The 15,510-nt window shown below is 72.3% G+C and carries 7 protein-coding genes; 4 read left to right on the top strand and 3 right to left on the bottom strand.

The window, feature by feature from the left end:
• The first annotated feature begins 10 nt into the window (after positions 1-10).
• On the top strand, positions 11-1,189 hold the full coding sequence (gene moeZ / locus OG878_RS14625; RefSeq protein ID WP_328887205.1) for an adenylyltransferase/sulfurtransferase MoeZ: 1,179 nt from the start codon (positions 11-13) through the stop codon (positions 1,187-1,189).
• Between the two features lie 83 nt (positions 1,190-1,272).
• Here moeZ and OG878_RS14620 read toward each other — a convergent pair whose 3' ends face one another.
• The 3 genes from OG878_RS14620 to OG878_RS14610 all read right to left on the bottom strand — a co-directional run bounded on the left by OG878_RS14620 (position 1,273) and on the right by OG878_RS14610 (position 7,487).
• Positions 1,273-2,877 (bottom strand): alpha/beta hydrolase, encoded by a 1,605-nt coding sequence (locus OG878_RS14620; protein WP_328887204.1) that lies wholly within the window; start codon positions 2,875-2,877, stop codon positions 1,273-1,275.
• Between the two features lie 72 nt (positions 2,878-2,949).
• Positions 2,950-4,560 (bottom strand): alpha/beta hydrolase, encoded by a 1,611-nt coding sequence (locus tag OG878_RS14615; RefSeq protein ID WP_328887203.1) that lies wholly within the window; start codon positions 4,558-4,560, stop codon positions 2,950-2,952.
• Positions 4,561-4,664: 104 nt separating this feature from the next.
• On the bottom strand, positions 4,665-7,487 hold the full coding sequence (locus OG878_RS14610; RefSeq protein ID WP_328887202.1) for a lysylphosphatidylglycerol synthase domain-containing protein: 2,823 nt from the start codon (positions 7,485-7,487) through the stop codon (positions 4,665-4,667).
• A gap of 236 nt (positions 7,488-7,723) precedes the next feature.
• Between OG878_RS14610 and OG878_RS14605 the strand changes: the two genes are divergently transcribed.
• The 3 genes from OG878_RS14605 (at position 7,724) to OG878_RS14595 (ending at position 15,503) form a co-directional block, all read left to right on the top strand.
• Positions 7,724-8,131: an MGMT family protein gene (locus tag OG878_RS14605; RefSeq protein ID WP_277328249.1), complete on the top strand. Its 408-nt coding sequence runs from the start codon at positions 7,724-7,726 to the stop codon at positions 8,129-8,131.
• Between the two features lie 281 nt (positions 8,132-8,412).
• Positions 8,413-11,850 (top strand): ATP-dependent helicase, encoded by a 3,438-nt coding sequence (locus tag OG878_RS14600; RefSeq protein WP_328887201.1) that lies wholly within the window; start codon positions 8,413-8,415, stop codon positions 11,848-11,850.
• Positions 11,851-11,963: 113 nt separating this feature from the next.
• The gene (locus tag OG878_RS14595; protein WP_328887200.1) at positions 11,964-15,503 is read left to right on the top strand and encodes an ATP-dependent DNA helicase; all 3,540 of its coding nucleotides are present in this window, start codon (positions 11,964-11,966) and stop codon (positions 15,501-15,503) included.
• Positions 15,504-15,510 lie beyond the last annotated feature (7 nt).

Genomic DNA, 15,510 nt, shown 5'->3' with positions numbered 1-15,510 from the left:
TGAGGTTCCTGTGTCGCTGCCACCCCTGGTCGAGCCCGCCGCCGAGCTCACCGTCGACGAGGTCCGCAGGTACTCCCGCCACCTGATCATCCCGGATGTCGGGATGGACGGGCAGAAGCGGCTGAAGAACGCGAAGGTGCTCTGTGTGGGCGCCGGCGGTCTCGGTTCACCGGCCCTGATGTACCTGGCCGCGGCCGGTGTCGGCACGCTCGGCATCGTGGAGTTCGACGAGGTCGACGAGTCGAACCTGCAGCGCCAGATCATCCACAGCCAGGCCGACATCGGCCGCTCCAAGGCCCAGTCCGCCAAGGACTCGGTCCTGGGCATCAACCCGTACGTGAACGTGGTCCTTCACGAAGAGCGGCTCGAAGCCGACAACGTGATGGAGATCTTCGCCCAGTACGACCTGATCGTGGACGGCACGGACAACTTCGCCACCCGCTATCTCGTCAACGACGCCGCGGTGCTGCTGAACAAGCCGTACGTGTGGGGCTCGATCTACCGCTTCGACGGACAGGCGTCCGTCTTCTGGTCCGAGCACGGTCCCTGCTACCGCTGCCTCTACCCCGAGCCGCCGCCGCCCGGCATGGTTCCGTCCTGCGCCGAGGGCGGCGTGCTGGGCGTGCTCTGCGCGTCCATCGGCTCCATCCAGGTCAACGAGGCCATCAAGCTGATCGCCGGCATCGGCGACCCGCTGGTCGGCCGGTTGATGATCTACGACGCCCTGGAGATGCAGTACCGGCAGGTCAAGGTCCGCAAGGACCCGAACTGCGCGGTCTGCGGCGAGAACCCGACCGTCACCGAGCTCATCGACTACGAGGCCTTCTGCGGCGTCGTGTCGGAAGAGGCCCAGGAGGCGGCGCTCGGCTCCACGATCACTCCGAAGCAGCTCAAGGAGTGGATCGACGCCGAGGAGAAGATCGAGATCATCGACGTCCGCGAGCCGAACGAGTTCGAGATCGTCTCGATCCCCGGCGCGAAGCTGATCCCGAAGAACGAGTTCCTGATGGGCAACGCCCTGCAGGACCTCCCGCAGGACAAGCGCATCGTGCTGCACTGCAAGACGGGTGTCCGCAGCGCCGAGGTCCTCGCGGTCCTCAAGTCGGCGGGCTTCGCCGACGCGGTGCACGTCGGCGGTGGCGTGATCGGCTGGGTCAACCAGATCGAGCCCGAGAAGCCGGTGTACTGAGCCTCCGGCACCGGAGCCGAATGCTTCGAAGGGGCTGGTCCGCACACCGCGGACCGGCCCCTTCGCCGTGTGCACGACCTGCTCTACGAGCAGGTCGTGCCGTTCGCCGGGACCTTCCCGTCCAGGAAGTACGCGTCCACGGCCGACGTCACGCACGTGCTCTCGCCGTACGCGCCGTGGCCCTCGCCCTTGTTGGTGAGCATGATGCCGACGCCCTTGCCCAACTCGTCCGCCATCTTCTGCGCGCCCTCGTACGGCGTCGCCGGGTCACCGGTCGTCCCGACGACCAGGATCGGACCGGCGCCCGGAGCACTCGCCTCCGGGGTGTCGTGCTCCCCCTTCACCGGCCAGCCGGAGCACCAGCCGGCCGTGTCCCACGCCAGGAACGGACCGAAGACCGGGGACAGCTTCCGGAACTCGGGCAGTAGTGCCTTCGCATCGGCAGCCGTCGGCCGCAGCCTGCTGTCGGCGCACGAGATGGCGCGCTGCGAGTGGTTCTGGGTGTCGTAGTGCCCGTTCTCGTCACGGCCGTTGTACGAGTCCGCCAGCTGCAGGAGCAGATTGCCGGTGCCCTGCTTCTCGGCCTCGTCCAGCGCCTGCGTCAGGACGGGCCAGTTGCTCTTGGAGTAGAGCGGCGTCACGATGCCGGTGAGGGCCAGCGTCTCGTTGAGTTTCCGGCCCGAGCCGGTCGGCAGCGGCTTGCCGTCGATCCGCTCCAGCAGCTGTGTGATGCGCCGGGTGCCCGCCTTCGGGTCCTGGCCGCGGTCCCTGAAGTAGTTCTCCAGCGCCCGCTGGAAGCCGGTCGTCTGGTTGCGGGCGTGCCCGATCGTGTCGGCGGTCGGGTCGACGACCGCGTCGAGAACCGTGCGTCCCACGTGTTCCGGGAAGAGGTGCGCGTACGTACCGCCGAGCTCCGTCCCGTACGACATGCCGAAGTACGTGAGCTTCTTGTCGTCGAGCACCTCGCGGATCAGATCCATGTCCCGCGCGGCATTGGCCGTACCGACGTACGGGAGGACCTTGCCCGAGCGGCGTTCGCAGCCGGCGCCGAAGTCCGCGCCGTCCTTCATGAACGCCGCCTCCTCCGTCGCCGTGTCCGGAGTCATGTCGATCTTCCGGGCGGCGTCCTCCTGCTCCCGGTCCGTGCGACAGTTCACCCCGGAGCTGGCCGCGACCCCGCGCGGGTCGAAACTCACCAGGTCGTAGCGGGTGTTGAGCTTCCCGTACGAGCCGGCGGCGCGCGGCAGAATGGAGACGCCCGAACCACCGGGGCCGCCGAAGTTGAACAGCATCGAGCCGAGCCGGCGGCCCTTGTCCCGGGCCTCCTTGCGGATCAGCGCGATCCTGATCGTGTCACCGGCCGGCTTCGCGTAGTCCAGCGGGACCTCGACCGTCGCGCACCTCCAGCCGGAACCCGGTGCGCTCCCGCCCCGGACGGCCTTGCAGCGGCCCCAGTCCGGCTGCTGGGAGGTGAGGGCCGCCGGCAGGGCGGGCAGCGCCTCGGGCTTCCCGTCCGTCCCGTCGGACGGAGCGCCGGATGCCGCCTTCGAGGCTGTGGCGGACGAGGGCGCCGCGCTGCTGCCCGTCTTCCCGTCCGCCACCGGATCCGCGCCCCCGCAGCCCGCCAGTGCCCCCGTCAGCAGCAGTGCGGCGGCAGCCAGCGCCCCGGCGCGTGCGTGGTGAACCACGTGGACGTCCCTCCCCGATGGGCCCGTGTGTACGGCGTGCGAGCCATGTTAAGGGCCGCCGTCGACAGCCCCTCAGTGGCAGACGGTGCCGGCCGCCGGAACCTTTCCGTCCAGCAGGTAGCCGCCCACTGCCTTCTGCACACAGGCATTGCCGCTGTTGTACGCGCCGTGCCCCTGGCCCTCGTACGTCATCTGCACCCCCACGCCCTGGCCCAGCTCGTCGGCCATCGCCTTCGCGCCCTTGTACGGGGTCGCCGGGTCACCCGTGTTGCCGATGACCAGGACAGGGGCCGCGCCGGGGGCGCTGACGTCCGGGGTGTCCCAGGCGCCGGGCACCGGCCAGTCGTTGCACGCCACCAGGCCCCAGCCCAGGTAGCTGCCGAAGATCGCCGAGGCCTTCTGGAACTCGGGGAGCCTCGCCTTCGCCTCGTCGACGTTGAACCGCTGCTTGGAGTCGGTGCAGTTGATGGCCGTGTTGGCGGGCGACAAGTTGTTGTAATGACCGTCGTCGGAGCGGCCGTTCAGCGAGTCGGCGAGGGCCAGGAGCAGCGCGCCGTTCCCGCCGTCCGCCTCGTCGAGCCCCTGCTCCAGCAGGGTCCAGGTCTCCCTGGAGTAGAGGGCGGCCGCGATACCCGTGACGGCCTGGGTCTGCGTCAGCTTCCGGGTGCCGAGCCCCTGGATCGGCCGCTTCTCCAGCCGCTGGAGAAGGTCGGCGATCCACAGTTCGACCTCCTTGCCGGTGGCACCGGGGAGTCGACAGGCGCCGGAGCGGTCCGCGCAGTCCTTGGTGAAGTTGTCCAGGGCCAGCTGGAAGCCCTTCGCCTGGCCGAGGGAGGACTGCTCGTAGTTCTCGGTCGGGTCGACGACCGCGTCGAGTACCGCCCTGCCGACGTTCTTCGGGAACAGGTGGGCGTAGACGCCGCCCAGTTCGGTGCCGTACGAGATGCCGAAGTAGTTCAGCTTCTTGTCGCCGAGCACCCGGTACATCAGGTCCATGTCGCGGGCGGCGTTGGTGGTGCCGACGTAGGGGAGCTCGTTGCCGGAGTTCTTCTCGCAGGCCGCCACGTACTTCTGCTGCCCCTTGGCGAAGGTCTTCACCTCGGCGGCGTCGTCCGGGGTGAGGTCGCTCTGGAAGTAGGCGTCGAGCTGCTTGTCGTCCAGGCACTCCACGCCCTCGCTGCGGCCTACCCCGCGCGGATCGAAGCTCACCAGGTCATAGCGGGAACGGAGCTTGTCGTACGTGGTGCCGAAGGCCGGCAGCGTGGTGATGCCGGAGGCGCCGGGGCCGCCGAAGTTGAAGATGAGCGAGCCGATCCGCCGGTTCTGGTTGATCGCCCTGGCACGGATGAGCGCCAGCTCGATGGTGTCGCCGTCCGGCTTCGCGTAGTCGAGCGGCACGCGCATGGAGGAGCACTCCCAAGCGGCGCCGCCGGGCAGCGGAGAAGGAGCGGTGCCGCCGCCCTCGGCCTCGGACGGGGCGGGGCAGGGCTTCCACTCCAGCTTCTGGGACGCCAGGTCGCGGGGCGCGGTCGTTTCGGCGGCGTTCGCCGCATGGGGCGAGCTCGCTATGCGGCCCGTACCGGCCGCTGGGTCGCTGCCGGCGTCCGAACACGCGGCGAGGGGCAGCAGAACGGTGGCGGTGGCGGCGAGGGCCGCGGCGCGCAGGGCGGGGGAGGTGCTCATCGCCCCATCGTGCGGCGGGGTACCGGCGGGCGCGCGGGGCACGGTCCATGCGGGTGGTTGAGGGTGGGGAGGCCGGGCCGTAGGCCGTATCGGTGAACCAGGTCCTACAGGTCGCCCTTGCGGGTGAGGTGGTTGAAGCAGATCCAGCCGGGAAGGACCGGCAGCCACAGCGTCATGAGCCGGAACAGCAGCACGGCGGGCGCCGCAACCTCCTTGGGCAGACCAACTGCGATCAGACCCAGCGTCAGCGCACCCTCGACCGCGCCCATCCCGCCCGGGGTCGGCGCCGCCGAGCCCAGCGCGTTGCCGGCGAGGAAGACCACCGCGATGCTCGCGTAGCTGAGCTGCGGTACGTCGGGACCGCTGAACGCCCGGATCGACGCATCCAGGCACATCACGAACAGGCCGGTCAGCAGCAGCATCCCGCCGATGCCGGTGAGCAGTTTCTGCGGCCGCTGCACGACGTCGAGCATGCGCGGTACGACTCCGGCGAACAGCGACCGTACCCGTGTCACCACGAACTTCCGCAGGAACGGAATCGCGGTCACCACGAGCACCAGCACCGCGACCGTCAGCAGCCCCGCGATCACCGTCCTGGACGGGGTGAGCGAGGACGGCGTCTTCTCGGTGCCGGTCAGATAGCCGAACGCACCCAGCAGCAGTACGTGGCAGCCGAGCCCGAACAGCTGCGAGGCACCGACACTCGCGACGGCCAGCCCCGGGCGCACCCCGGAACGCTGCAGGAACCGGGTGTTCAGCGCCACCCCGCCGACCGCGGGCGGCGCCACGATCTTCACGAACGAGCCGGCCACCTGTGCCAGCACGGTCCTGCCGAACGGAACCCGCTCCGGCACGAACCCCAGCAGGCTCATCGCGGCCGCGATGTAACTGAGCGCCGAGAACCCGAGCGCCGCCGCCACCCAGCCCCACTCCGCCTGCTCGACGACCGCACCGAAGTCGGCCTCCGTGACCTGCGAGATCAGGAAGTACGCGGCGATCGCACCGGCGATGAAGCTGAGCAGGGTACGCGGCTTGATCCGCTCCAGCCGGACCGGTTCGACAGGTGCCTGCGGCCGGATCAGCAGCACCTGGCGGCGGATCTGGGTGAGCAGGTCCTCCTCGCGAGCCTCGTCCAGCGCATCGTCCATGGCCCGCTTCTCGGCGCGCTTCTCCGCCTGCTTCTCATTGCGCAGAGCCTTGCGGTCGGCGGGGACCGAGGGGGTCCCTTCCCGCTCCAGCGCCTCGGACTCCTGAACCTTGGCGCGCTTGGCCGCGTCCGACGCCTCGAGGACCGCCTCCCGTTCGCGCTGCGACCGCTCCCGGGCGAGCCTGCGCAGCGCCGCCCGGGTCGACCGGCTCAGCGCGATCGGCTGGAGCAGCGGCAGACAGTCGGCGACCGCATCGGGCCCGAGGACCTCGAGCGCGGCGGCGACGGCCCGCTCGGCTCCCACCCGCAGGCCGGTGGTGGTGAGCAGCTGGGCGATGTCCATCCGCAGCACCAGATCACCGGCCGCGATCTCGCCGCCCCGCAGATCGGTGACGAACACCGTGCCGGAACGATCCACCTGGATCGCGTCGCCGGTGAGCCTGCGGTGCGCGATCCGCCGCGACTGCAGTGCCCTCACCTGCCACCAGGCGCCGCGCACCAGGTCGTCGGTGATCTCCGCGTCCTCCAGCGCGTCCAGGGAACGTCCGCTGATGTGCTCGTACACCAGCATCACGGCGTCGGGACCGAGCTCGGAGGTGGCGATCAGCTTGGGGGCGTTGGCCCCGGCGGCGATCGCCGCGTACGCGAGAAGCGCCTCCTGCTCCAGCGCCTGGCGCAGCGACTGGATGGACCGGCGCTGGGTGAAGGCGCGCAGGGTGAGCCTGCGCCACACCCGGTAGAAGAAGCCCTGTGCCTGCTGTTCACGGTCGACGACCGTCACATCCAGCGGTGGACCGTCCTCCAGTGAGACCAGATAGCGGCGGCCCCGGTCGCTCGGGTCGCCGGAGTCGGGGGTGTCGTCGGCGCGCATCGCGGTGACCGGGCGGAAGCCGACGTGGCGCAGACCGGCCATCAGATGCTGACCGGTCGGCCGGACGTTCGGCGAGCCGACCGCGTACAGCGTGCCGTACGCCACGCTCCAGCCGATCAGCACGGTCAGGATGATCGAGAACGGTGTCGTGTAGCCGCCGACCAGCATGGCGAAGGCGTCGAGCAGCAGCACCACCCACAGCACGACCCGCCAGCGCGGCCGTCTCGCCATTCCGACCGCCGTCATATAGGCGATGACGGGCGCGAGATAGCCGTGCACGGGATCGGTGAGCGCGTCACCGGGCTGTGGCTGGGTGAGAGCGTCCTGAATGGTGCCGGGGGCGGACTTGGCGACCCAGAGGTCGGTGGCGAGCGTCACGCCGTGCGCGAGTACGGCGGCGAGTACCCCGTCCGCGATCCTCAGCCCGTCACGTTTGATCAGCCGCTCGATGGCGAAGGCGACGGGCACGAGGAGCACGGCGATGCTGGAGACCAGACCGGCGAGCTTGATCAGGACGTCGGGTGCCTGGTTCGTGCCCTTGTTGATGTCGTGTTCGAGGCCGGTGGTCGTGCCGTGGGCGAACGCGGCGATGGAGATCAGGACGGCGATCGCCAGCACGCCGACGAGGAGCCGCATGAGGTCGGAAGGGCGGTGCACGCGCGCGGGGAGCAGCGGCTCGTCCCCGGAGACACGGTCGGCCTGTTCGGCCTCGGCGACGGTGGAGAGGGTGGAGCCGACCAGATGGTGCTCCCGCTCGGGCGCCGCCTCCGGGGACCGCTGCCGGTCGGGCTTCCGCTCCTGGCCGGGTGCCTCGGCCCGGTCCTTCTCCTCCGGTGCCCCGGTCCGGTCCTGCCCCTTCTCCGGGCGCGGCTCGGCATCAGAGGCGTCCGCCGCCTTCGGTGGCTGCACGCCCTGCTCCTTCGTCGCCTCTGATTGGTCTTCGTGTTCTCGTATCACCGGTCACCGCCCGCATGATGGTGGCACGGCCCGGAGACAGAGGGGGGCATCAGGGTGCATCGCGCGGTTGCGCGATGCGCAACATACGCCCCTTTGCCCGTGCGTGCACACTCAGTGAACGTAGGTGTACGGTCCGCTCGGTCGCCGTCCGGTCCGGGCTGTCGGTGGCGTACGGCACCATGGGCCGGATGAGCGAACAGCGGACGAGCGGCGGCGGGGCGACGGACGACCGGGCGCCCGACGAGCTTCCCGAGTACGCCGAGCGCGTGCTCGACGTCGCCGACCTGATCCCGCCCGGCCGCGTCATGACGTACGGCGATGTCGCGGAGTGGCTGGGTGAGGGCGGCCCGCGCCAGGTCGGCCGGGTCATGGCGCTGTACGGCGGTGCGGCGCCCTGGTGGCGTGTGGTCCGCGCCGACGGGGCACTCCTCCCCGGTCACGAACTGCAGGCGCTGGACCACTACCGCGAGGAGAGCACCCCGCTGCGTGAGGCGTCCCGCAGCGCGGCCGGCCACGTGCCACGCCTCGACATGAAGCGCGCGCGGTGGGACGGCGTGACCGGGGCGGGGGACAGGACTGGGGAAGCTCACACCTGACAGCTTCCGCCATTCGGCTCCGCCACGGGAGGCGCCGGGTCCGTGCGACGTGTGGGAGCGGCTGCGCGACGTACCTCCTGATCTGCCTCCTGACCTGCTGATTGCCGGGTCACCCGGCACTCGGGACCACCCTTCGCGTGACCGTCCGGGCGATGTGGAACGTGACGATCGACGCAGCGGACTCGCCACATTGCACGCCCCCGCTGGCGTAGCGTCGACAGTTCGCGGCGCGCACCCCCGCCCCCTCACCACCAGCACACCCACCAGGACCGGCGATCCACGTGAGCTCCTCCTCCTTCACCCGGCACAGTCCGCACCGTCACGCACGGCAGAGGACCACGGGTGCGTACCGACTGGTGCGTACCCGGCCGGGTTCCGTGGAGCCCCCTCTCCTTGACGCGGCGCAGCGGGCGGTGGTTGACCACCCCGGCGGCCCGCTGCTGGTCCTCGCCGGGCCCGGCACCGGCAAGACGACCACGCTCGTCGAGGCGGTCGCCGCCCGGGTCGCCCGGGGCGGCGACCCGGCCCGCATCCTCGTGCTCACCTTCAGCCGCAAGGCCGCGGTGGAGCTGCGCGACCGGATGGCCGCCCGGCTCGGCGCTGCCCGCGGTCCGCAGGCCACCACCTTCCACTCGTTCTGCTACGCACTGGTCCGCGCCCATCAGGACGCCGACCTCTTCGCCGAACCGCTGCGGCTGCTCTCCGGGCCCGAGCAGGACGTCACCGTCCGCGATCTGCTGGCCGGCCAGCTCGAACTGGCGCAGGAGGGCCTCGCGCACATCCGCTGGCCCGACGAGCTGCGGGCCTGCCTGACCACGCGTGGCTTCGCCGACGAGGTGCGTGCGGTGCTCGCCCGCAGCCGCGAGCTGGGTCTCGGTCCGGACGCACTCGGCGACTTCGCGCGCCGCACCGGCCGCCCGGACTGGGGTGCGGCCGCCGAGTTCCTCGCCGAGTACCTGGACGTGCTGGACGCGCAGGGGGTGCTGGACTACGCGGAGCTGGTCCACCGGGCGGTGCTCCTCACCGAGCGCCCCGAGGTGTCGGCGCAGCTGACCGGGCAGTACGACGCGGTGTTCGTCGACGAGTACCAGGACACCGACCCGGCGCAGGTGCGGCTGCTCCATGCGCTGGCCGGCAACCGGGGGACGGCTCCGGGGACCGGCGGCGGCCGGGATCTGATCGCGTTCGGCGACCCGGACCAGTCGATCTACGCCTTCCGGGGCGCCGATGTGAACGGCATCCTCGACTTCCCGGAGATGTTCCGGCGGGCGGACGGCGCCCCGGCCCCGGTCGGCGTCCTCACCACCTCGCGGCGCTCCGGCGCACAACTGCTGGCCGCCACCCGGCTGCTCACCCGCCGCATGCCGCTGACCCGTCTGCCGTCGGCGAAGGTGCGCGCCCACCGGGAGCTCGCCGCGGCCCGCGAGGGCGGCCACGCGGAGGCGTACACCTACCCGACCGCGTCCACCGAACTCGACAACATCGCCGACCTGCTGCGCCGCGCCCATCTGGAGGACGGCGTGCCGTGGAACGAAATGGCCGTGCTGGTACGCGCCGGCGGCCGCACGATCCCCGCGGTGCGCCGCGCGCTCACCTCGGCGGGGGTGCCCCTGGAGGTCGACGGGGACGACCTGCCGCTGCGCCACGAACCGGCGGTGGCTCCGCTGCTCACGGCGCTGCGCACGGTCGCCACGGCAGCGCTGTACCGCGCACCCGCCTCGGTGGCGGCCTCGGCGGCAGCGTCCGACGCGACCACGGCTCCGGACTCCGTGACCGCCCCGGGCGCGGAAGCGGGCGTGACCCAGCCCCTGCCCGCGCACCCCGCCCCCGACGACCCCCCTGCCCCCTGGCTCGACACCGAGACCGCTCTCGCCCTCCTCGGCTCCCCCCTCGGCTCGATGGACGCCGCTGATCTGCGACGGCTCGGCCGGGCGCTGCGCGACGAGGAGCGGGCCGCCGGGAACCGCGTACCGCCGCCCTCCGGTGATCTGCTCGCCCGTGCGCTCGCCGAGCCCGAGCGCCTCGTCGCGCACGACCCCGCGTACGCCCGCGGTGCCCAGCGTCTCGGCGCACTCCTGCGCAAGGCCAGGGAGCTCCTCGAAGGCGGCGGCACCGCCGAAGAGGCCCTGTGGGAGCTGTGGGCCGGCACGCCGTGGCCGGGGCGGCTCGAACGGGCCGCGCTGCGCGGCGGTGCGGGCGGCCGCAACGCCGACCGCGATCTCGACGCCGTCTGCGCGCTCTTCGACACCGCGGCCCGCGCCGAGGAACGTACCGGCGGCCGCGGCGCGCTCAACTTCCTCGAAGAGGTCGACGCCCAGGACATCGCGGCCGACACCCTGTCCAAGCGCGTCGTGCGCCCCGACGCCGTACGCCTGATGACCGCGCACCGGTCGAAGGGGCTGGAGTGGCGGCTGGTCGTCGTCGCAGGGGTGCAGGAAGGCCTCTGGCCCGACCTGCGCCGGCGGGGTTCGCTCCTTGAGGCGGACCGGATCGGCCGCGACGGACTCGCCGAACCGCTCACCCCGGGCGCACTCCTCGCCGAAGAGCGCCGCCTCTTCTACGTCGCGGCGACCCGCGCCCGCGAACGCCTGATCGTCACTGCGGTGAAGGCCCCCGCCGACGACGGCGACCAGCCGTCGCGCTTCCTCACCGAGCTCGGCGTCACCCCGCGCGACGTCACCGGCCGGCCCCGCCGCCCCCTCGCCGTCGCCGCGCTCGTCGCCGAGCTGCGCGCCACCACCGTCGACCCCGATGCCTCCGACGCCCTGCGCGACGAGGCGGCCCACCGGCTGGCCCGGCTGGCCGCGCTCACGGACGACGAGGGTCAGCCACTCGTACCGTCGGCCCACCCGTACCGCTGGTGGGGCCTGTACGAGCCGACCCGCTCGGCCGTCCCGCTCCGCGACCGGGACCACCCCGTGGCGCTCTCGGGCAGCGCACTCGACCAGCTCGCCAACACCTGCGCCCTGCAGTGGTTCCTCGGCCGCGAGGTGAAGGCGGACGCCCCCGCGACGGCCGCGCAGGGCTTCGGCAACGTCGTGCACGTACTCGCCGACGAGGTCGCCTCCGGCCGCACCCCCGCCGATCTGGCGGTCCTGATGGAGCGCCTCGACTCCGTCTGGGACGGCCTGGTCTTCGACGCCCCGTGGAAGTCCCGGCAGGAGAAGGAGCAGGCGCGGGCCGCGCTCGAACGCTTTCTGCGCTGGCACGTCATGGACCGCACCGGCCGTACCGCCGCCGCGAGCGAGCACGACTTCGACGTGACGCTCGAAGCGGGGGAGTACGAGGTACGGATCCGCGGCTCCATGGACCGCGTCGAGCAGGACGCCGACGGCCGGGCGTACGTCGTCGACTTCAAGACCGGCAAGCAGTCGCCGACGAAGGACGAGGTCGCGCGTCACCCCCAGCTCGCCGTGTACCAGCTGGCCGTCCGGGAAGGGGCCGTCGACGAGATCTTCGACGGCCACCGTCCGGACCCCGGTGGCGCCGAACTCGTACAGCTGAGGCAGCCCGCCCCCAAGAAGGAGGGCGGCGACGCGCTTCCCAAGGTGCAGGCCCAGGAGCCGCCCGCCACCGAGTGGGTCTCCGACCTGCTGGCCACCGCCGCCGGCCGCGTCCTGGACGAACGTTTCACCCCGACGACCGGTCAGCACTGCACCCACTGCACGTTCCGCGCCTCGTGCAGCGCGCAGCCGGAGGGCCGCCACATCCTGGAGTGACGCGGGTACCGGTCGCGGACGGCCGGCCCTCGCAGCCAGACGGTCACCTGGTACCGATGCCGCCGCCGGTCGTCCTGCGCGTTTTGTCAGTGCACCCGGTTAGCCTCTGTGGAGTGTCCTCACGCATCACCGATCCCGAGCAGCTCAAGGAGCTCCTCGGGATCCCCTTCACCCCGGAGCAGACGGCCTGCATCACCGCGCCGCCCGCCCCGCAGGTGATCGTGGCCGGAGCCGGGTCCGGGAAGACCACGGTGATGGCGGCGCGCGTGGTGTGGCTCGTCGGGACCGGGCAGGTCGCCCCCGAGCAGGTCCTCGGGCTCACCTTCACGAACAAGGCGGCCGGCGAGCTCGCGGAGCGCGTCCGCAAGGCCCTCGTCGCCGCCGGGGTCACCGATCCGGACGCCATCGACCCGGACGATCCGCCCGGCGAGCCCGGCATTTCCACGTACCACGCCTTCGCCGGACGGCTCCTCACCGAGCACGGTCTGCGGATAGGGCTCGAACCCACCACCCGCCTCCTCGCCGACGCCACCCGCTACCAGCTCGCCGCCCGCGTGCTGCGCGAGGCACCCGGCCCGTACCCGGCGCTGACCAGGTCGTTCTCCACCCTGGTCAGCGATCTGCTGGCACTCGACGCCGAGCTGGCCGAGCATCTCGTCCGTCCCGAACAGCTTGCCGAGCACGACACCGAGCTCCTCCGGACGCTCGCATCGGCCCGGCTCACCAACGCCGAGCTGCGCAAGATCCCCGAGACCGCCGAGGCCCGCCGCCAGCTGCTGGCACTGACCCGGCGCTACCGGGACGCCAAGCGCAGCCGTGACCTCCTCGACTTCGGCGACCAGATCGCGCTCTCCGCCGAGCTGGCCCTCACCCGTCCCGAGGTCGGTGCGATCCTGCGCGACGCATACCGGGTCGTCCTGCTCGACGAGTACCAGGACACCTCCGTCGCCCAGCGGCTGCTGCTCTCCGCCCTCTTCGGCCGTGGCCCCGACGGCACGGCGTCCGGGCACGCCGTCACCGCCGTCGGCGACCCCTGCCAGGCGATCTACGGCTGGCGGGGCGCCTCCGTCGCCAACCTCGACGACTTCCCGCACCACTTCCCGCACGCCGACGGCACCCCCGCCACCCGCTACGCACTCAGCGAGAACCGCCGCAGCGGCGGCCGCCTGCTGCACCTGGCCAACGGGCTCGCCGAGCCGCTGCGCGCCATGCACGAGGGCGTCGAGGCACTGCGTCCCGCCCCGGGCGCCGAGCGCGACGGCATCGTCCGCTGTGCCCTCCTGCGCACCCACACCGAAGAGATCGAGTGGCTCGCCGACTCGATCGCCCATCTCGTTCGGACCGGCAAGGCGCCCGGCGAGATCGCCGTCCTGTGCCGCACCGCCGGGGACTTCCCGCAGATCCAGGCGGCGCTCGTCGCCCGCGACATCCCGGTCGAGGTCGTCGGCCTCTCCGGGCTGCTGCACCTGCCCGAGGTCGCCGACCTCGTCGCGGTCTGCGAAGTCCTCCAGGACCCCGGTGCCAACGCCTCCCTGGTCCGGCTGCTCACCGGCCCCCGCTGGCGGATCGGCCCCCGCGACCTGGCCCTCCTCGGCCGCCGTGCCCGCCTCCTCGTCCACCGCGCGACCCACGCCGACGACGACTTCGACCCCGACCGCCGGCTCGCCGAAGCCGTCGAGGGCATCGACCCGGCGGAAGTGATCTCGCTCGCCGACGCCCTCGACACGTTCCTCGAATCCGGCGGTACGGAGGACGACGGGCTGCCGTTCTCCACCGAGGCCCGCATCCGCTTCGCCCGCCTCGCCGCCGAACTGCGCGACCTGCGCCGGTCGCTGGCCGACCCCCTCATGGACGTCCTGCACCGCGTCCTCGCCACCACCGGCCTCGAAGTCGAACTCTCCGCGTCGCCGCATGCCCTGGCAGCCCGCCGCCGCGAGACACTCGCCAACTTCCTGGACGTGGCGGCCCGCTTCGCCGCCGTCGACGGCGAGGCGACGCTGCTGGCCTTCCTCGGCTTCCTGCGCACCGCCGTCCAGTACGAGAAGGGCCTGGACAACGCGCTGCCCGGCGGCGAGAACACCGTCAAGGTCCTCACCGCCCACAAGTCCAAGGGCCTGGAGTGGGACGTCGTCGCCGTGCCCGGCCTGGTCACCGGCCAGTTCCCCAGCGGCCAGTCCCGCGACGCGTGGACGTCCCAGTCCAAGGTCCTCCCGCACGCCCTGCGCGGCGACGCTGCCACGCTGCCCGTCGTCCACTCCTGGGATGCCAAGGGGCTGGGGGGCTTCAAGGCGGAGATGAAGGAGCACCAGCACACCGAGGAGCTGCGCCTCGGATACGTCACCTTCACCCGGCCCCGCTCCCTGCTGCTGGGCTCCGGCCACTGGTGGGGCCCGTCCCAGAAGAAGCCGCGCGGCCCGTCCGGCTTCCTGCAGGCGCTGTACGAGCACTGCGCGGCCGGACACGGCGAGATCGAGGCCTGGGCGGACGAGCCGGCGGACGGCGAGGAGAACCCGGCGCTGGCCGAGGCGGCCGCCGACCACGTCTGGCCGCTGCCCCTCGACGACACGGCGCTCCTCCGCCGCCGGGCGGCCGCGGACACGGTGCTGGCCCATCTGGAGAAGCTGGCGACGGCGGGGAGCGGCGCTGTGCCGGGGGCGTATCCCGTCGCAGCGGACGACGACGCGGTCCCGTTCCCCGACGAGCCGTACCCGTTCCCGGACGATCCCTTCCCGGACGCCCCGCATGCCGAAGGCGAGCCGTACCCGGACGAGGCCGCGGACTGGGACTCCTGGACGAACGAACCCCCCACGGCCCCGGCCGCACAGCTCCCGGTTCCCCACGTCCCCGCCCAGCACGCCCCCGACGCCCTCGTCCCGCACGTCCCCGCGGCACGCACCCCCGCACGGCTCACCCCGGAGGAGTCCCGCACCCTCGCCTCCTGGGACAGGGATCTCGACGCGCTCGCCGGTGAGCTGCGCCGCGCCCGCGCCACCGTGCGCGAGGTCGTCGTGCCCGCCTCGCTCTCCGCCACCCAGCTGCTGCGTCTCGCCGACGACCCCGACGGCTTCGCCCAGGAACTGGCCCGCCCCATGCCGCGCCCGCCCGCGCCCGCGGCCCGCCGCGGCACCCGGTTCCACGCCTGGGTGGAGTCGCGATTCGAGGAGCTGCCGCTGCCCATGCTCGGCCCCGACGAGCTGCCCGGCGGCGACGAGAGCGACGCCGACATCGCGGACGAGCGCGACCTCGCCGCACTCAAGGAGGCCTTCGAGCGCACCCCGTACGCCCACCGCACCCCCTACCGCGTCGAGACACCGTTCCGGATCACCCTCGCGGGCCGGGTGATCCGCGGCCGGATCGACGCCGTGTACCGCAACGAGAGCCCCGACGGGGACACGTACGAGATCGTCGACTGGAAGACCACCCGCAACGTGCCCAGCAGCCGCGAAGGCGCCCGGGGCGCCCCCGCAGCCGACCCGCTCCAGCTGGCCGTCTACCGCCTCGCCTGGGCCGAGCTCCACGACGTACCGCTCGACTCCGTCACCACCACATTCCTGTTCGTCCGCAGCGGAGAGGCCGTCCACCCTGCCGGTCTGCCGGGCCGGGCCGAGCTGGAACGGCTCCTCCTGGACGAGCCACCTCCGCCGGGCCGATAGGCTCAAG

The organism is Streptomyces sp. NBC_00316, from assembly GCF_036158715.1.
Taxonomy (GTDB): domain Bacteria; phylum Actinomycetota; class Actinomycetes; order Streptomycetales; family Streptomycetaceae; genus Streptomyces.
This window is presented reverse-complemented; position numbering and strand designations above follow the sequence as displayed.

Bases quoted from the DNA above. Each gene is read 5' to 3' on its own strand.
- OG878_RS14615 (WP_328887203.1), bottom strand. From the start codon at position 4,560: ATGAGCACCTCCCCCGCCCTGCGCGCCGCGGCCCTCGCCGCCACCGCC.
- OG878_RS14605 (WP_277328249.1), top strand. From the start codon at position 7,724: ATGAGCGAACAGCGGACGAGCGGCGGCGGGGCGACGGACGACCGGGCG.